This window comes from Mucilaginibacter rivuli (assembly GCF_019391655.1).
In the GTDB taxonomy this organism is placed as follows: Bacteria; Bacteroidota; Bacteroidia; order Sphingobacteriales; family Sphingobacteriaceae; genus Mucilaginibacter; species Mucilaginibacter rivuli.
On sequence record NZ_JAHXPQ010000010.1, the window covers coordinates 34,659 to 53,583 of the forward strand.

General features: G+C 42.2%; 17 protein-coding genes, 2 tRNA genes and 1 other RNA gene. 16 read left to right on the top strand and 4 right to left on the bottom strand.

What is annotated here, in order from left to right; translation table 11 throughout:
• From KXQ82_RS19190 to KXQ82_RS19240, 11 genes are all read left to right on the top strand, one after another.
• Nucleotides 1–411: a hypothetical protein gene (locus KXQ82_RS19190; protein WP_219490318.1), complete on the top strand. Its 411-nt coding sequence runs from the start codon at nt 1–3 to the stop codon at nt 409–411.
• Nucleotides 411–1,046, top strand: a complete 636-nt coding sequence (locus tag KXQ82_RS19195; protein WP_219490320.1) for an SCO family protein — start codon at nt 411–413, stop codon at nt 1,044–1,046. Before KXQ82_RS19190 ends, KXQ82_RS19195 begins: the two co-directional genes overlap by 1 nt.
• Nucleotide 1,047: 1 nt before the next feature.
• On the top strand, nt 1,048–1,473 hold the full coding sequence (locus KXQ82_RS19200) for a c-type cytochrome (protein WP_219490322.1): 426 nt from the start codon (nt 1,048–1,050) through the stop codon (nt 1,471–1,473).
• Nucleotides 1,474–1,531: 58 nt separating this feature from the next.
• Nucleotides 1,532–1,918, top strand: an RNA gene (rnpB, locus tag KXQ82_RS19205) — RNase P RNA component class A.
• A 141-nt stretch (nt 1,919–2,059) separates the two neighbouring features.
• A complete protein-coding gene (locus KXQ82_RS19210; RefSeq protein WP_219490323.1) occupies nt 2,060–3,433 on the top strand; it encodes a sigma-54-dependent transcriptional regulator in 1,374 nt (457 codons plus the stop codon).
• A 194-nt stretch (nt 3,434–3,627) separates the two neighbouring features.
• Nucleotides 3,628–4,395, top strand: coding sequence for a PASTA domain-containing protein (locus KXQ82_RS19215; RefSeq protein ID WP_219490325.1), 768 nt, complete (start codon nt 3,628–3,630; stop codon nt 4,393–4,395).
• 8 nt (nt 4,396–4,403) lie between these two features.
• Entirely contained in the window at nt 4,404–4,709 is a 306-nt protein-coding gene (locus KXQ82_RS19220; RefSeq protein WP_219490328.1) for a rhodanese-like domain-containing protein, read from the top strand.
• 1 nt (nt 4,710) lies between these two features.
• Nucleotides 4,711–5,769, top strand: coding sequence for an endolytic transglycosylase MltG (mltG, locus tag KXQ82_RS19225; protein WP_219490330.1), 1,059 nt, complete (start codon nt 4,711–4,713; stop codon nt 5,767–5,769).
• Nucleotides 5,769–6,182: an acyl-CoA thioesterase gene (locus KXQ82_RS19230; protein WP_219490332.1), complete on the top strand. Its 414-nt coding sequence runs from the start codon at nt 5,769–5,771 to the stop codon at nt 6,180–6,182. The genes mltG and KXQ82_RS19230 overlap by 1 nt, the downstream gene beginning before the upstream one ends.
• Before the next feature lie 54 nt (nt 6,183–6,236).
• Nucleotides 6,237–7,232, top strand: a complete 996-nt coding sequence (locus KXQ82_RS19235) for a YihY/virulence factor BrkB family protein (protein WP_219490334.1) — start codon at nt 6,237–6,239, stop codon at nt 7,230–7,232.
• An 89-nt stretch (nt 7,233–7,321) separates the two neighbouring features.
• A tRNA-Ser gene (locus tag KXQ82_RS19240) sits at nt 7,322–7,409 on the top strand.
• A gap of 51 nt (nt 7,410–7,460) precedes the next feature.
• Here KXQ82_RS19240 and KXQ82_RS19245 read toward each other — a convergent pair.
• Nucleotides 7,461–7,913 carry a VOC family protein gene (locus KXQ82_RS19245; protein WP_219490335.1) on the bottom strand — a complete coding sequence of 151 codons (453 nt, stop codon included), beginning with the start codon at nt 7,911–7,913 and terminating at the stop codon, nt 7,461–7,463.
• Between the two features lie 255 nt (nt 7,914–8,168).
• Between KXQ82_RS19245 and KXQ82_RS19250 the strand changes: the two genes are divergently transcribed.
• Nucleotides 8,169–11,147, top strand: coding sequence for a DUF8487 domain-containing protein (locus KXQ82_RS19250; protein WP_219490337.1), 2,979 nt, complete (start codon nt 8,169–8,171; stop codon nt 11,145–11,147).
• Between the two features lie 75 nt (nt 11,148–11,222).
• On the opposite strand, the gene KXQ82_RS19255 is transcribed toward KXQ82_RS19250, so the two are convergent.
• The gene (locus KXQ82_RS19255) at nt 11,223–11,564 is read right to left on the bottom strand and encodes a YciI family protein (protein ID WP_219490340.1); all 342 of its coding nucleotides are present in this window, start codon (nt 11,562–11,564) and stop codon (nt 11,223–11,225) included.
• Nucleotides 11,565–11,622: 58 nt separating this feature from the next.
• Nucleotides 11,623–12,078, bottom strand: coding sequence for a carboxymuconolactone decarboxylase family protein (locus KXQ82_RS19260; RefSeq protein WP_219490342.1), 456 nt, complete (start codon nt 12,076–12,078; stop codon nt 11,623–11,625).
• Between the two features lie 232 nt (nt 12,079–12,310).
• On the opposite strand from KXQ82_RS19260, the gene KXQ82_RS19265 reads away from it, so the two are divergent.
• The 4 genes from KXQ82_RS19265 (at nt 12,311) to KXQ82_RS19280 (ending at nt 13,879) form a co-directional block, all read left to right on the top strand.
• Nucleotides 12,311–12,397: transfer RNA gene (locus KXQ82_RS19265), tRNA-Ser, on the top strand.
• A 148-nt stretch (nt 12,398–12,545) separates the two neighbouring features.
• A complete protein-coding gene (locus KXQ82_RS19270) occupies nt 12,546–12,869 on the top strand; it encodes an ArsR/SmtB family transcription factor (protein ID WP_219490343.1) in 324 nt (107 codons plus the stop codon).
• A 40-nt stretch (nt 12,870–12,909) separates the two neighbouring features.
• The gene (locus KXQ82_RS19275) at nt 12,910–13,401 is read left to right on the top strand and encodes an SRPBCC family protein (RefSeq protein ID WP_219490345.1); all 492 of its coding nucleotides are present in this window, start codon (nt 12,910–12,912) and stop codon (nt 13,399–13,401) included.
• A gap of 43 nt (nt 13,402–13,444) precedes the next feature.
• Complete coding sequence (locus tag KXQ82_RS19280; RefSeq protein WP_219490347.1) at nt 13,445–13,879, top strand: VOC family protein; 435 nt, start codon at nt 13,445–13,447, stop codon at nt 13,877–13,879.
• Between the two features lie 238 nt (nt 13,880–14,117).
• Here the strand turns inward: KXQ82_RS19280 and KXQ82_RS19285 are convergent, their stop codons facing one another.
• The gene (locus KXQ82_RS19285) at nt 14,118–18,557 is read right to left on the bottom strand and encodes a hybrid sensor histidine kinase/response regulator transcription factor (RefSeq protein ID WP_219490350.1); all 4,440 of its coding nucleotides are present in this window, start codon (nt 18,555–18,557) and stop codon (nt 14,118–14,120) included.
• Nucleotides 18,558–18,925 lie beyond the last annotated feature (368 nt).

Below are 18,925 nucleotides of genomic sequence, written 5' to 3' on the forward strand. Positions count from 1 at the left end.
ATGAAAAAAATAACCACCATAGCAGTTCTGGCCTTATTGTTTGCCGCTTGTTCCGATACCAAAAAGGAAGAAAAAACGCTTAAAGAATCAGTGCTCAATTTTCACGAGCAGGTAATGGCCGATGATGAAAAAGCCATGATCAATAAAATGAAACTGGATACCCTGATCATGCAGGCCAAAGCGGCCAAAGCCGATACCGCTACCCTTAAGCAATTAAGCACCGCGCTGGTAACTGCCGATGATGCCATGGGTAACTGGATGAGCAAACTGGATGTAGAGTACGCTAATGCCGATCATAACCAGGTAATGAAGTACTGGCAGGATCAGCAAAAGCAGGTGAAAAATATTGACAGCATGCTGGTTACGGCAACATCAGCCGCATCTGCATATCTTGGTAAAATAAAAAAATAATGAACAAGCTAATTTATATTGTTGCGGGCTTTGCGTTGTTAACGGCTTGTAACCAGGGCGATAAGAAAAAACTGTTACCCATTTATGGCAATCGCCAACCCGTTACTAAAACAGTTGACGGAAAAAGCGTAGTTGATACCATTTACGCTACCATTCCCGATTTTGAATTTGTTAACCAATACGGTAAAACCATCAGTCAGAAAGATGTTGCCGGTAAAATATACGTTGCCGATTTCTTTTTTACTACCTGCCCCAGCATATGCCCTATTATGCAGCGCAATATGCTTGCTGTTTATAACGAATTTAAGGCCGATGCAGGTGTTAAGATACTTTCGCATACCATCGACCCGAAACATGATACCATCCCGGTTTTAAAGGCTTATGCAGATAAACTGGGTATCGCAGGCGATTCATGGTGGTTGCTACATGGAAAAAAGGAAGAGATATATCAGCTGGCCGAAAAACATTACCTGGTTGCCGTTAATGATAAAGGCGCAGGTGGCTACGTACACCAGGGCTGGTTTGTATTGCTGGATAAGCAAAGGCGCATCCGCGGTGCATATGATGGTACCGATAAAAAAGCTGTTGACCAGTTAATTGCCGATATGCATATTTTGCAGGAGGAATATAAATAAGATGAAAGCCCCGCTCCTGTTTTTGCTTGCTTGCGCGATAACGATTATTACAGTGATATCATCCTGCCAAAGTGAGGGCGATCAGTTGTTTGATCGTTATTATACTTCAGGCTCGTTGTTGTATAAGCAACATTGCGAAAACTGCCACGGTGTTAATGGCGATGGTTTGGCTTCGCTTATCCCCTCTTTTAAAGATTCGGTCTACCTCAAAAACAATATCAATAAACTGGCCTGCATTGTCAGGAATGGCCTTGGCGATACCATTACCGTTGCCGGGAAAACCTACACCGCCAAAATGCCCGCGCAGGATAACCTGAGCGCCATTGAGGTTGCAGAAATACTCACGTACGTTACTAACTCCTTCGGTAATAAAATGGGCGTAATTGATGCACCGAAAGTGGACAAGGATTGGGCGGGGTGTGACTGATGAGTCCATCTCTTCCATTTACATCTCACATCTTCCATAATATCCTTACCTTTGCATCACAGCAGGCCGTCCTATCGCTTCCTTACGGAAGAGGAAAGTCCGGGCAACATAGAGCATCCTGCTTCCTAACGGGAAGGCGCCCCCAGTGGGCGACGGCAAGTGCCACAGAAAATAAACCGCTCCCGACGTAAGTTGGGAGTAAGGGTGAAAACGCGAGGTAAGAGCTCACGGCCTTGTATGGCAACATGCATTGCGGTAAACCCCAGGAGTTGAAAAACCAAATAGGTCCCGAAAGTGAGGCTGCTCGCTTCCGTGTAATGTTCTTTAGGGAAAATTAACGTTGGGATGGGTAGGTTGTTAGATCCTGGTAGCGATGCCAGGGGTAGATTAATGATAGGAACCCTGCAAAGGGATACAGAACCCGGCTTACAGGCCTGCTACTGGTACTAAAAACCTTTTCTTCGCAAGCGGAAAAGGTTTTTTTTATTTTTCAAAACACTACGGCTCTTTTTGTGTTTACTTTACTATACAATTTATAAATTAGCAAAACTTAATTACACAATTTAGCGCAAACTATACTACCCTTATGGCAAAAATCCTGATCATTGACGATGAACGCGCGATACGAAATACGCTACGCGAAATCTTAGAATACGAAGATTATGTTGTTGAAGATATAGATAATGGTATTGATGGCCTTGCATTGATACAAAAGAACGATTATGATCTGGTACTGTGCGATATAAAGATGAACCGCATGGATGGTATGGAAGTACTATCCGAAGGCTTGCTCATCAAACCTGATCTGCCTTTTATTATGATATCGGGCCACGGCACGGTTGAAACGGCTGTTGAGGCCAGCAAAAAAGGGGCGTTCGATTTTATATCAAAACCACCCGACCTGAACCGCTTACTCATCACCGTAAGGAACGCTTTAGACCGTGGATCATTGGTAACAGAAACCAAGGTTTTAAAACGCAAGGTTTCAAAAACACGGGAGATATTAGGCGAGTCGCAAGCCATTGGTAAGATCAAAGAAACCATTGAGCGCGTTGCCCCTACCGATGCCCGCGTACTGATAACCGGTGCCAACGGTAGCGGTAAAGAATTAGTGGCCCGCTGGCTGCACGAAAAATCGCACCGTAACAATGCGCCATTAATTGAGGTAAATTGTGCGGCTATCCCATCCGAACTGATTGAAAGCGAATTGTTCGGCCATGAGAAAGGATCGTTTACTTCGGCTATTAAACAACGCATAGGTAAGTTTGAATCGGCAAGTGGGGGTACTTTATTTTTGGATGAGATTGGCGATATGAGCCCATCGGCGCAAGCCAAAGTATTGCGTGCCCTGCAGGAAAGCAAAATTACACGTGTTGGCGGCGAAAAGGAAATTGACGTTGATGTACGCGTTGTTGCGGCAACCAATAAAGACCTGCTGAAAGAAATTGAAGCAGGTAATTTCCGTATGGATTTGTACCACCGCCTCAGCGTAATATTGATACATGTACCGCCACTAACCGAGCGTAAAGATGATATTGGTCTGTTGGCTCAAAGCTTCCTCGAGGAGATCTGTAATGATTATGGGATGCCGGTCAAACGTATTTCTGAACCTGCACTGGAAGCATTGCGTTCATTACCATGGACAGGTAATATCCGTGAGCTGCGCAACATGATAGAGCGTTTGATCATCCTGAGTGATAAAACCATTACTGATGGTGATGTAAAAGCATTTGCAAATCCATCGGCCCCTGTTGCGGCAGCTTCCGGCGGCTCATCACAACCTGATTTTGATCAATTTACCAACTTTCAGGAATATAAAGATTACGCCGAGCGTGAATACATTAAATTCAAACTCGAAAAAAATAATTGGAACGTATCAAAAACTGCGGATGATATTGATATACAACGCAGCCACCTGTACAGCAAGATAGAAAAATACGGCTTGAAGCGTGGCGAATAAGCTGCCCAGCTTTTATACTTTATTGATATTTTAGTCGGGAGATCTTTACCAAACAATTATTTAAGCGGTAAAGATCTTTCGCATTTGTAAAATGTACTGTATCATCAAAAAACTAAATTCAAGCCCGAAAAATTGGAAATTTTACCCTATGTTTGATACTGATTTGAATACAATAAACAGCCTGTTTATACACAATGCGTAAATTTTTCGATTACTTAAAAACCAAGCAGTTCCTTATTAACCTGGGCATTGCCATAGGTACCGTTATTGTGGTGGTACTTATCGCTTTTTTCAGTTTGGATTACTATACCCGTCATGGTTCGGGCATACCCGTACCGGCTGTAGAAGGTATGCAGGTTGAAAAAGCTACGGCCCTGTTAGATCAGCAAGGCTTCCATTATCAGGTCGATTCGGTTTATATTGGCGATAAAGCCCCCGGCACAATCGTTCAGCAAGACCCTGATGCAGGCACAAACGTAAAAGAAGACCGTACCATATACTTAACCGTAGTAACCCGCCAGGCACCATTTGTTTCTCTCCCCGATCTGCAGGAAAGCAATTACCACGAAGCCGTGGCAACCATATCAAACTACGGCCTTAAAATGGGCGATACTACCTACAAACCTGATATAGCGCGAGACAGGATACTGGAAGTACGTTTTGCGGGCCAGGTATTAAAACCGGGCAGCAAGATACCCAAAGGCTCAAAAATTGATTTGGTACTTGGCGATGGTAAAGGTGCCGCCGAAGTAACTATTCCGGCGGTTGTAAACCTTGAACTGGATGAAGCTAAATTTGCTATCAAAAATTCGGGATTGGCTATCGGCACCATAACCTACGAAGGTACGATAACCGATTCTACCAAGGTGATCATCAAAGCGCAGTATCCCATGAGTACCGATTCGTTAAACAAAGTAAGTATTGGTACGCGTATTAACCTCACGGTTACTCAAAAAAATTAAGTATAGCTATGGATATTACCGCTGCCGAATTAAACCAAAGGCTGTTTGCAGGTGAGGCTTTGCCCATACTTGATGTTCGCGGCGAACTGGAGTATCATACCTATAACATCGGCGGTATAAATATTCCCCTGCCCAAACTACCAGGTAGCATTGAAGATATGGAATGGGATTTGGCCGACGAGATCATTGTAGTTTGCACTATGGGGCTGCGCAGCAAAACCGGAAAAACTATTTTAGACCAAAGCGGCTACACAAACGTTAGAAACTTAAAAGGCGGTTTAGTTGAACTGCAAAAACTGAATAAAGACCAATAAAATGGCTACTAAAAAACAAGCATCCAAAAGCGGCTTTGGTCGTAAATTTATAATTGCCCTTGTACTTATTGTTATTTTGGCGCTTGGTGCCACAGGGTTATTTTATTACTCGCGTTACTATGGCGCCAATGTTACTGATAAGCAAGAATACCTATACATACATACCGGTGCTACGTTTGATGATGTGTACAAAACTATTCGTGATGAAGAAATAGTGCGCGACTCTGCCACATTTAAGTGGGCAGCTCGCAATAAAAACTATATCAACCGCGTAAAACCCGGCCGCTATCGTTTAAAAGAAGGCATGAGTAATCGCGATCTCATTAATATGCTCATCACCGGCAGGCAGGAAGCTGTTAAGCTATCCATTAAAAACTTTCGCTTAAAAGAAAACTTCGCGGCATTTGTGGGTAAAAAAATGGAGGCTGACTCTGCCTCGATAATGGCCCTGCTTGATTCTGCCGAGTATGTGAAAAAACTTGGTTTTACTACAGAAGATGTATATACGATGATATTGCCCGATACCTATAATATCTATTGGAACTCATCGCCAAAGAAAATATTGGGTAAGCTGTTCGGTGAATATCAAAAATTCTGGACTCCCGAGCGCAGGCAAAAGGCAACAGATATGGGCCTTAACCCGGTTAAAGTTACCATCCTGGCTTCGGTGGTTGATGCCGAAGCATTATATGACAGCGAAATGCCAACCATTGCCGGTTTGTATTTAAACCGTATGAAAAAAGGTATGAAGCTTGAAGCCGATCCTACCGTGATCTTCGCTTTACATGATTTTACCATTCACAGGGTACTTAATAAGCAGTTGGCTACCAACTCGCCTTATAATACCTACATGCATACCGGTTTGCCCCCCGGCCCTATTATGATGCCATCTATTAATGCCATAAAAGCTGTGCTGGATTATAAACACAGCGATTACATATACATGTGTGCTAAAGACGATCTTTCGGGCTATACTAATTTTGCCAGCACCGTGGCGCAGCATTTAATAAACGCGCGCAAGTTTCAACAGGCATTAAACCAACGCAATATTAAGCACTAATGTTTGTAAACAGCACCAAAATACGTGTCCGCTATGGCGAAACTGACCAGATGGGCTATATGTATTACGGCAACTACGCCCAATTTTATGAAGTTGGCCGTGTAGAGATGTTGCGTAGCTTAGGTTTAAGCTACCGTGGTATGGAAGAGTTTGGTGTGATGATGCCTGTGCTGGAAATGACCACGCGGTACATTAAACCCGCCCGTTATGATGAAGAGATCACCGTTAAGGTAACTGTAGAAAAAATGCCGGGGATACGCATTGTATTTAACTATGAACTGTTTAATGAAGCCGGCGTATTGATAAATACCGCCGAAACACTGCTGATATTTGTGAACATGAAAACCAACCGCCCCTGTATGGCACCCGAGTATTTTTTGGAAAAGATGAAGCCGTTTTTCGAGAAAGCCTGATTTACTGCTGGTGCCCTATCCTGATTGGCGCAATTTTTTATGTAAGTTTATATCATGTTTTGGGTTCACCGCATTTTATTAAAATTCAGATTTTACCGTTACCTGCTCGATTGGACGAAGGTGATCATATTGCCCGGCTTTCGCCCCTTGCCTGTTTATACCGTTGCTGCTTTTTTTTTCGAAGAGATAAAGCAGGACTCGCTGGCAAATAAGGCGGCATCCCTGGCTTACAGCTTTTTGCTGGCCGCATTCCCCGGTATCATCTTTTTGTTTACGCTTATCCCCTATATACACATCGGTAACTTCCAGCAGCAACTGCTCGACCTGCTTTCGCTTGTGTTGCCACATAATGTTTCCATGGCGTTTGAGTCAACCATTGTTGATATTGTGAAGCATCAAAATGTTAGTTTATTATCGTTTGGTTTCCTGTCAACCATCTGGTTTGCCACCAACGGGGTAAATAAGCTGATGCAGGCCTTCAATAAGTCATCACTGCTGGTAGAAGATCGCAGTTACCTGAAACGCCGTTGGGTGGCCTTAAAATTAACGATGCTTATAGCCCTTTCGCTATTTGCCGGGATATTCATTTTAGTGGTGAGCCAAACCATTATCAACTTTATACAAGATCAGTTTTTTACCACATCCAAATTCTGGATATATCCCATCATCTTATCCCGGTGGCTTATTGTTGTGATGCTCTTTTTTGTGATGGTATCCATATTATACCGTTACGGCCCTGCACACAAACGCAAATGGAAGTTTTTAAGCCCCGGTTCCATTCTCGCTACATTTTTGGCAGTGCTTACATCACTGGTATTTACTTACTACATCAACAACTACGCGGCGGCAGCTTATAACAAGTTGTACGGTTCTATTGGTACACTCATTATTGTTATGCTGTGGCTATACTTAAACTCGCTCATTATCCTCATCGGATTCGAATTAAATGCCAGTATCGACCTCGGAAAACGCACCATCAAGATCGTAAAACCCAAGTACAATACCTTTAAAACTAAAAAGGTTGATGAGTTTAACGATAAAAACAGTTGATACATAATATGTTACAACTGTTAATTTCTTATTTAAATTATTTTAACATCAAATTTGCCAATTCGGCCAGCTTTTGTACTTTTGTCCCCGGAGAGTTGGCAGAGTGGTCGATTGCGGCAGTCTTGAAAACTGTTGACTGTAACAGGTCCTGGGGTTCGAATCCCTAACTCTCCGCCAAACAAAAATTATCCTGCAATAGCAGGATTTTTTTGTTTTATATAAGTCCAGTTACAAAAAAAGTTGCTGGGCCAGTCCTACAAGCAGCCCGTCGGCTGCGCGGAGGTAACAAAGCCGGTAAGCGTTTTGATATTGGACGATTTCACCCACCAACCGGGCACCATGTTTTTCCTGAAGCCTTATTACCAACTCATCAACGTCTTCAACGGTAAACATTGCGCGCAGGTAGCCAAGTGCATTTACCTCGGCCGTGCGATGATCTGAAACAATTGCCGGCCTGATAAATTGGGATAGCTCCAAGCGGCTGTGCCCATCAGGAGTAACCATCATGGCAATTTCTACGCTTTGATCGCCAAGGCCGGTAACACGGCCTGCCCATTCGCCTTCTATCATAGCCCTGCCTTCAAGCTTCAGGCCTATCTCCTGGAAAAATGAAATGGCCTTATCGAGAGATTCAACAACTATCCCCACATTGTCCATCCTTAATAATTTGTTTTGCGCCATAGTCTTTGTTTTATTAGATGTAACAATATCCTTAAAATTTCTGTTTTATTAAACTGGGCTGCGCTCTAAATAATTCTATTGTACATGTAGTTCCTTCCCTCGCTGTTAAGTTAAAATCACTAACTGTCAAACCCGCTTAATGTAACAATTGAGTGAGTTCCTGTTTTTTGTGAGATTAATTCATGTATTCCATCAGGTTTATTGTCTAAATTGATTTAATTTGGGATACCAATAAATACACCTTACCAACTTAAAATGACTAATAATAAAAAGCACCCGATCACGCGAAGGTCTTTTCTTACCACAGCCGGTATAGCAACAGCGGCGGTAGCTCTCTATCCTAAAACAGCACTTTTCGCTAAATCGACAGCCGTACAGCCATCAGCACCCGGAGCCCTGTCTTTAGCAGGCGACTGGCGTTTTGCATTAGATCGTACCAATGCAGGTGTTGGCGCCGGGTGGTTCAGCAAACCATTAGCGGCAACTACCAATATCTCTTTACCAGGTATATTGCAAACTCAGGGCTTTGGCGATGAAATAAAGGCAGATACCAAATTTGTAGCGGCCTTGCCACGCGATATGCGCTGGTATCTGCTGCCACAATATAAACCTTACACCGTACCGGGGAATATTCAGGTACCTTATCTATCGCAACCCGTGCGCCATTACTTAGGCGTGGCCTGGTATCAGCGTGATCTTGATATCCCTGCCGCCTGGGATGGTAAACGCATTGAATTATTACTTGAGCGCACACGCTGGCAAACCGATGTTTATCTCGGCGATAAGCTGATCGGCAGCAACAGATCATTGGTGGCACCACATGATTTTGATCTGGGTGTTTTGAAACCGGGACGACACCTTCTCACTATCCGTATTGATAACAGCATGTTAACACCTGCTTATCGCCCCGATGGGCATGGGGTATCTGATGGTGAAGGTTCAACCTGGAATGGTATTGTGGGCCGCATCGAGCTATCAGCTACATCCCCTGTTTGGATAGCTGATGCACAGGTATTCCCTAACCTTTCTGCTAAGTCGGCGCAGGTTCGTGTTTCTATTGGCAATGTAACAGGCAAGGCCGGCAAAGGTATACTTTCGGCAGGTGGCGTTTCTGTCCCGGTTAGCTGGGATGCCACCGGTGGCAAAGCCATTATTAATGTGCCAATGCCTAATGCAAAGCAATGGTCGGAGTTTACACCCGAATTACAGCAACTATCCCTGAGCCTTAAAGGTGACCAGGCCGGGCACCAGCAACAGGTTACTTTTGGCATGCGCGAGATAAAAACCGATGGCAACCGAGTTTTGCTGAATGGCGAACAATTGCAATTACGCTCCACACATGATGGCGGCGGTTTCCCCTTAACAGGATATCCTGCTACAGACGTAGCCACATGGAAAAAGATATTAGGTATTTGTAAAACATGGGGACTGAACGGTATGCGTTTCCACTCCTGGTGTCCGCCCGAAGCCGCGTTTACCGCAGCTGATGAACTGGGTTTTTATCTTCAGCCTGAATGCGGGATGTGGAACTCGTTTGATACCGAGGGGAAAATGCTCGCTGTTTTGAATGATGAAACGGCACGCATGTTAAAGGCATACGGAAATCATCCCTCGTTTTTAATGCTCAACGCCACTAATGAACCCGCAGGACATTATGCCGAACAATTACCTGTTTGGGATAAAGCCTGGAGAGTAGCCGACCCGCGCCGCCTGTACAGTGATGGCACGGGCCGTTGGTCGCCACCACCGGCCGGGCCGGGTACACCTTTTGCTGCAGACTATTTAGTTACCGGTAGCCCCGCACGTGGCCCAAGGGGCTGGTTTGGTGGTGACTACGAGGAAAACCTGGCAACCATCAGGAAAGGCACTACGGTACCCTGCTTCGGACACGAAATTGGTCAATATTGCGCTTATCCGGATTTTAGTGTTATTGAAAAGTTTAACGGTAAGGGTAAGTATGCTGCATTTCCTGAAGGCATAGGCTACGGAAAAGTACCTTACATGCACCCCGGCAATTATATCATTATGCAGGATAGTGCCCGTAACCACGGCCTGCTTGCACGTAACAAGGCACTTGCACATGCGTCGGGTAAATTCCAGGTGGCTTGTTATAAAGAAGAGATAGAAGCGCTGCTACGTACAAAATCATATTCGGGCTATCAATTGCTCGACCTGCATGATTACCTTGGCCAGGGTGGCGCGCTCATTGGCCTGCTCGATGCCTTTTGGGAAGAAAAAGGATATGTTACTGCCGATGAGTTTAAACGCTTTAATAATACCACCGTCCCGCTCATCAGGCTAAAGGAGCGGATATTTACTACGGATAAAAGCCTGACGGCAAGTGCTGAAGTAGCACACTATGGCCCGGCAGCACTTAAGGGAGTAACACCAACATGGCGCGTTTTAAACAGCGCCGGCAAACCGGTAATGAGTGGCAGCCTGCCCACTTGCGACATTGTACGCGGCAGCGGACAGGTATTGGGTAATATCACTGCTGATCTGTCTAAACTATCAGCACCTGCCTCCTATTCGTTGGTTTTAGAGCTTGGCGCAACAGGCTTTAGTAATCATTGGTCGTTTTGGCTTTATCCTGCAGTTGCCAAAACAGAAGTTCCTTCGGATGTTTTGATCTCAGCATCATGGGATGAGGTAAAGGCGCGTTTGGATAAAGGCGGTAAAGCGTTGTTCTTATCAGGTTCACCCGATAAACCCTCGCCTGACCTGGCATTAACCACATCTCCCATTTTTTGGAACCGTTTGATGAACCCGAGCCGTACATGGATGATCGGGTTGCTGAACGATGCGAAACATGGCGCGCTTGCAGGATTCCCTACTGAAGACTGTTGTGACTGGCAATGGGTAAACTTGCTCCCAAAAACCGTGGCTATGAACATGGAAAGCCTTTCGCCTGCATTGGATATGGTGGTGCAACCTATTGACGATTGGAACCGTAACCTAAGGCTTTCTCTGCTGTTTGAGTGCCAGGTTGGGAATGGTACATTGATGGTCACCTCGTTCGATCTGTCTAACGATGGAGTGGATAAACGGCCAACGGCTGCTTCGCTGCGCAGGTCGGTTGTGGATTATATGGCTTCTGCTAAATTTAAACCACATAACAAGGTTTCGGTAGCCGAACTTGAAGCATGGCTACCTGCAAGGTATGTGGCGCCTGTTATTTTAAACTCGCCCCCGGCAACAAGTGATGTAGCTGACCCCGGGCAAGTGAAACAGTAATACAACCCTAATAAAGCGAAAAGGTGCTACCATATAGCACCTTTTCGCTTTTATATTACTCACTTTATCTGTAAGTTAATATGCTGTTCTAATTTCCACACTACCGCCTTCATCCAAGGCCGGGCAACCGTGGGCCAGTGTAATCGCATCATCTATACTATCAGCCTTAACTACTATAAAGCCGCCAAGTATCTCCTTTATTTCTACAAAAGGGCCATCAGTAACTACTGCACCTGCCTTTAAAACGGTTCCTTGAGGTTTTAAATGCAGGCCATTAGCTGCTATTTTACCTTGGGTGGCTATACCGCCAATCCAATCCATCCATTTTTTATCTATTTCTTGCTGCTTTTCCGGGGTATAGTTTAAAGCAGGCTGGCGAAATAAAAAAACGAACTCATTATTTGCTCCCTCGTTCATTGTATTGTTGTTTAATTGTTGTGTGAATTTAAATTATTCTTATAAATAAAGCTCTTTATTACGATTTAAATTGTCCGGGCTGATAACTGCCTGCCGGGGTTTGAAAAGTAATATTGATACGGTTATAGCTGTTAATGGTTATAATAGCCATGGTTAAGTCTATCAGTTCCTGTTCAGTAAATTCGGCAGCCGCGGCAGTATAAACCTCGTCGGATACATGGGTTTTGGTAACACCTTCGGCAAACGCGAGAGCAACGCGTTCGCGATTTGTGTATACTGTTCCCTCGCGCCATGCATCCAGCATATAAAGACGTTGCTCGGTTTCACCGGCTACCCGCAGATCTTTTGAGTGCATATCAAGGCAATAAGCACAACCATTAATTTGAGATACACGGAAATAAAGCAGGTGTAATAACTTTTGTTCAACCGGCGATTTAGCTAAGTACGCACCCAAGCCATACATTGCTTTCATTGCGTCTGCTCCCTTTGCGAAAAAATTGATCCTTGATTCCATTTTTGTTAATATTTAAATACTGTTTTTTACTTTATACTTCGATAATGATTGAAGAATAATGAATTGGACACAGCTACAAAAAATATTAGTTTTATTTACCGGTCAAATCTGTTTCAGGTAATTTAAAGATGCATGCCCTGGCGCAAATCATTTGTACTATATACTGTAATACAGGTCTTGACAGCATAACGAAAAAAACTATCTTTGCACTCCTCAAAAACACCGTACTTACGGAGAGGTGTCAGAGTGATCGAATGTGCCTGATTCGAAATCAGGTGTACTGTTACAGGTACCGGGGGTTTGAATCCCTCCCTCTCCGCAAAACAAATTATTGCCTGACATAGCCGGGCATTTTTTGTTCATAGCCTTGTTAAATATCGCAAACAAAAATAATTGCAAATATATTTGCGCAACTTGAAAGTTGCATATATATTTGCAACCTGAAGGTTGCTTAATTTATGATGAAAATGAAACAAGATATATTCCAGGCCATAGCAGACCCAACACGCAGAGCTATTTTAACGTTGATAGCTATTCAGGCATTAACACCAAATGCAATGGCCGAAAAGTTTGATATGACCCGCCAGGCTGTATCAAAGCATATTAAAGTATTACATGAATGCGAATTGATTAAACCTGAGCATAGCGGCCGGGAGATTTATTATCACTTTAACGCCAAAAAGATGCAGGAGTTTGACCATTGGTTAGCCCAATTCAGGCAAAACTGGGAAACTCAATTTAACCAGCTTGACCATTTATTAACAACAATTAAAGAACAGGGAACCAAGTAACATTGATATCAATAAATATTTAACTAATCATCAATAACTAATGAACAACGATTTGCTATTTGATTTTAACGTTGACAAGGCAGTGAAAACGGTTTACATAACCAGAGAATTTAATGCAGGACAATCTTTAGTATGGGACGCTTTTACCAAAGCCGAACTGCTGGACCAATGGGGAGCGCCTGCACCTATGCGCGCCAAAACCAAGTATATGAATTTTGAAGTTGGCGGGCGGCGATTTTACGCGATGATAAGCCCCGATGGGCAAGAACGTTGGTCTGTGCAGGAATTTACATCCATCACCCCGAAAACAAATTTTAAAATGTACAACGCCTTTGCAGATAAAAACGAAAACCGGGAACTGCCAGGTTCTGAATGGGATTACAATTTCAGCGAGCAAAATGGCATAACCAAAGTGGATATTACCATTTTTAATGAATCGTTTGAGCGATTGGAGAAATTATTAGAGGGCTTCAAAATAGGTTTCACCATCACCTTAAAAAACCTGGAAGAGTTGTTGGCCACCTTATCGTAGAAAGCATAAAAAAAATTAAAAATCAATTTAAAAATTAAAAATTATGAGAACAATTAACCCCTGGATCAACTTCAACGGAAATGCTGAAGAAGCATTTACTTTTTACAAATCAGTTTTTGGCGGAGAGTTCACAAAGATCATTCGTTTTAAAGACCTGGCAAACGCCGAATTTCAGGTACCGGAAAATGAGGCAAATAAAATAATGCATATTGCTTTGCCCATAGGGAAACACAATGTGTTAATAGCCAATGACGTTCCTGAATTTATTGGACGCGTAAACGAAAATGAAAACAGGTCGAAAATATCAGTTAGTGCAGAAAGCCGCGAAGAAGCAGACAAAGTATTTAACGGACTATCGGCAGGTGGAGATGTTGAAGGCCCAATCGGTGATAGCCCCTGGGGTACTTACGCCGGAATGTTTAGGGACAAATATGGTATTGAATGGATAGTGGAATTTGATCCAAATTACAAGGGGTAAATTTAACCGTATAAAAAGCGGCCGTATAATGCTTAGTTAAATCTGATTTGAGTTTTAATCCACGGAAAGATCAAAATGGTATAAGGTGTTCCATTATAGCCCCTCCCCGCTCCGCTTTAGAGGAATGATAGTGTTATTATTCCTCTTTTTCATTATCAACATATCATCATCAATTGTTTTTGAATGTGGTATTGTGAAAATTATACTTGATAATTATAGCCACAAAGGAGCACAGCAATTATATTGCCTGAAGTTTTATCGATCTGTTGCGTAAGTATTCACTTGGCGATAACGCGTATTGCTTTTTAAAACAGGTTCCAAAATACTTAGGATCAGTAAAGCCTACAGCATAAGCCACCTGCGAAATGTTTTCTTCTCCGGTGTCTAACAACTCTTTTCCTTTTTTCAAACGCATGTCGCGTAAAAACTCAACAGGTGTCTGGCCGGTAAGGCTCTTGAACTTTCTGTAAAATGCTGAGCGGCTCATGCCTGCTGCTTCGGTAAGAATATCTATGTTAAAATCAGAATCCGACATTTTATCCTCAACAACCCTAATCACATTTTTTAAAAACAGTTCATCCTTTACAGTGATGGTTATTTCATTATTGTGGGTTGCCGGTTTATCCGATCCTTTTAAAATATGCTCAAATATTTGCTTACGCTGTTTTATCAAATTAGCAATTGATGATAATACCAGATTGTTGTTAAAAGGCTTAGTGATATAATAATCTGCCCCGTAATTAAGGCCCTCTATCTGACTTTCAACAGATGTTTTAGCTGATAGTATAATAACAGGTATGTGGCTTGTTTCTGTATTGTTTTTTAGCTTGTCAAGCAGTTGTATCCCATTCATTTTGGGCATCATAACATCGGTTAATACCAGGTCGGGCAAATGGGTAATGGCTTTTTCCCAGGCTTCTTCGCCATTTTCAGCTTCAACAATATGATAGTTATTACTTAGTTGAATGGCTAAAAAACTACGAAGGTCGTTATTATCTTCAACCAAAAGTACTAATGGTAAACTTGTATCATAATGGTTTGAAATAATGGTTTGCTCATCCTCCGGCTGGGGATGTAGACGCTGATATTGAAGATCAGGATCGTCAATAAACACTACATTTTGGTTTTCAAAATGAGCTTTGCCTGTTTTAAGTTCAATAGCCACAGTAAGCCCTTTTTCCTGATTGTTAAATGCAACTATCTTTCCATGGTGGAGGTCAATCAGTTCTTTTGATAAAGCCAACCCTATCCCTGTACCTTTCAGGTACTGATCCGGTTTTTGTTCGCCCTCGTAATATAATTCAAAAATATCGTTCAGCTTATTTTTAGGCACACCAATACCCTGGTCAATAATTTTAATAGTAAAATGTTTTAGCTCAACCTGTTCATCAACCTGTATAATTATCGTTGTACCGTTATCCGAAAATTTGAACGCGTTAGCCAGTAAATTATAAATAACAATATCCAGTTTCTCTGCATCAATCCAGGCAAAAAGCTGTTTTACATTTGATTGGATATTTATTGTGATTCCCTTTTCGTTGCCAAGCTCGTTAAAGTACTCCGTTATATTGGTGATGAAAGCTATAATGTTAACCTCACTTAAATGTAATATTACTTTGCCACTTTGAACTTTTCGCAAATCAAGCAATTGGTTAATGAAACGTACCATGCGATTTGCATTTTTAGTTATTGTGCGCGCATATTGCAAGCCTTGCGGCGAAAGATTTTCCTGATCAACAATTGCATCAATTGGGTTTAATATGAGTGATAAAGGAGTTCGTAGCTCGTGCGAGATATTGGTGAAAAAACTTAATTTTAAGTCGGTCAGTTTTTGCTCAACAGCTATACGTTGCCTTAGGCGTAACATGGTTAAAGTTACACGCCTTATCAACTCCAAAATTGCGAAACCGAGAATAAAGTAAATAAGATATGCCCACCATGTTAACCAGGGCGGCGGTAAAATTGTTATAGGCAGGCTTTTTATGGTGGAGTTAGTGTATAGGTAATCATCACTGCTTTTTACCTGGAATACGTATTTTCCCGGCGCCAGGTTGGAGTAAGTTACTTTACGATGGTTCACTACATTTTTGCTCCAGGCTGTATCAACACCTATTAATCGGTAAGAGTAAGATTGCTTGTTTGCAGAACGAAAATCTAACATGCTGTAATCTATACTGATGGTATTTTGATTATGGAGTAAGGTTACTTCGGGAGTATAATGAATATCCGTTTTTAAAATACGGAACTGGTTGTGATAGGGTCCTGCATCATGTCCGCTCACCTGAAAGTTTGTAAGAGCCATATTGGCGTTTATTTTACGATCGGTTATCGTGGCAGGGTTTAATGATAAAAAGCCCTGTAACGTACCAAACACGAGCGTACCGTTGGGCTGTTTTAAACACGTACCCTCAGAGAAGCCGCTTTGCGGCAAGCCATCATAAGAGTCATAATTTTTAAAAGTATTACCTGCTATATTAAACTTAGAAAGCCCCTTTTGTGTAGCTATCCACAAGTTTTGTTTATTATCTTCTACGGTGCTTAATATAAAATCATTCGGCAAGCCATCGTCAATAGTGAAAGATCTGAACCTTAATGATCTGATAGGGTCATTCCCAATGGCCAGGTTTAAGCCCCCGCCCGATGTAGAAAGCCACATTCTGTTTTTAGTATCGCGGTAAATAAACTGTATATCGTTATTACCAAGGCTTTGCTTGTCATCCGGTATTTTATTGTAGCGGGCATAACGTATTTTTGTATCATTAGCTATCGCCGTGTTTGCTATAAGCAGGCCATCTGTTGTGCCTATCCATAAGTTACCTGCGGCATCCTGCTCCAGGTGCCGTATTTTTTGATACAGTATTTTTGGATAGTTTTTAAACAGATTTTTTGCACTGTTAAAACGGGTTTCATGGTTAGTTGTCACAGCCTGGTTTAAACCAGATCCGTAAGTACCTATCCATAGCCTGTTTTGCTTATCTTCCAAAATTGTGTAAATGATATGGCTGCTTAAACTGTTCGCATCGCTGTTGTCAACGTAATGGCTAAGCTGGTATTTAGTGCAACTGTTATCAACAGGTTCGGCTTTATATAGCCCATTACCTTTTGTGCCTATCCACATTGTACCTGTATGGTCTTCAAGTATGCAATAGATCTGGCCTATTACATTATAGGGTTCATTTTTAAACAAACCGGTAATTTCATGGCCGTTTTCAAAAACATAAAGCTTTCGTTTACTACCCACCCAAAGCCTGTTTTTACGGTCGGTATACACCGCCCTTACATCATTATCCGATTTTATCAGTGAGTTTTTAACCAAGGGCTGCAAGTTAAAATCGTTTTCCAGGAAAACGATTTTGTCAATCCCTCTGTCTTCGGTGCAAAGCCATAAAATTCCGGCCTTATCATAATATTGATAAATAACCTTGTTAGAAAACTGGTAATCGGGTAACGACGGGTTATTAAAAAACGGATCGATAGCATCAGTTTGGGTATTGTAATATCCAAAGCCACCGCCCTTTATATTCGCCCACAGGTGCCCCGCATTATCTTCAAAAATGTTATAATACTGCGATCCGTTAGGATAATCAGAGTATATATGTTGGGTAAAGCGTTTTAGTTTATTAGTTGCAGGGGCGTACTTGATAATGCCATGGTATTTGGGTTCTATCCAAACCAAACCGCCCTTATCTTCATAAATTGAGTAAATGCCCGAAGTATCAATTTTTATTGTTGATAAGATATTAAAATCAACATTATCAAGCACCAACAACTTACCGCCCGATGTTGAACAATAAACAACATTTTTTTTTGCAGATATGCATGCGGCGTTTATTCCTTCATTAGCAGTGATATTTTTTAAAGCAAAGCGCTTTTGCCGTTTGTGATAAGCGATAAGGTTACCGTTAGGTGTGGTAAATACAATTTGTGTATTACTTTCGGCCATAGCGTTAACAGAATAACCGGAACTGTAGGGGTTATTAGTGCTATGGTATATCCTGTCTGTACCGGGCGAAAGCTGGCATAATCCATCCGGCGTGCCAATCCATATATTGTGTTGCTGGTCTTCCTTAAAAAAACTTATTTTGTTTGATGGCAAATGCCTGTCGCCACTCAATTCTTTGGCATAACGGTAAGCGCTATGCTGCGAGCCTGATTCAGAGAGGGCTACCACGCCTTGTTTTTCGCTCAGCAACCATACTATGCCCCCGCTGGTAACGGTCATTTTTTCGAAAACGTATTTGGTAAATGGCCTTTCCTTAAACAAGCTGGCTATGCCAATAAATTCGCCGGTTTTTTTATCAAACCGGTATACCTGCCTGTCGTCAGCACGCACCCATAAATAATTGCCCTGGCCTTCAATAATTTCGTTTACCCTGTTATTCTTTAAACCGGTATTATCACCCGCGTATGATTTAAATGTGATAAAGGTATGCCCGTCAAAGCGATCCATACCATCCCAGGTGCCAAACCACATAAAGCCGTCCCTGTCCTTTAGCATGCAGGTCACCTTTTCGTGCGATAGCCCGTCTTCGGTAGAGTAATGTTTTAACTGGCACTTTAACACCTGTGCATTGGTGCCTGTGGTGCAGTAAAGCAGTATAAAAAAGATTAAAGTAAATTGTTTATACATGCGCCTGGTACCTGTTTCTTTCAATGTCCGCCGGGCAATAAAGCCCATTCCAAAAAGTAAAAAATCAAATTTTAACAAATCAATCCGAAGATAATATTAAAGAATCGGTTAGGATGAGAATTGGTTTGCAGCAATCAAAATTGACCTGTATATCAAAGTTCGACCATCGGTTTTACAGGTTATTGAAGGTTGTTAGCTAATTATTGTACTATTTTATCATTGATTGCTTTTTGAATTAATGGAGGCTGTTTTTTAACGGACAGTATTAAGAAACGGATACGATTTTCAACCTATTATACCAAATTTTCTACCTTTTCAGGTCAGTGATAGCCTCATTTTTGTATCAGGCTTTTTTTAAGCACCAATTATAACCGGGCACCAGTTGCACAAAAATTTAGGGCGCTAAGCTTAATGAA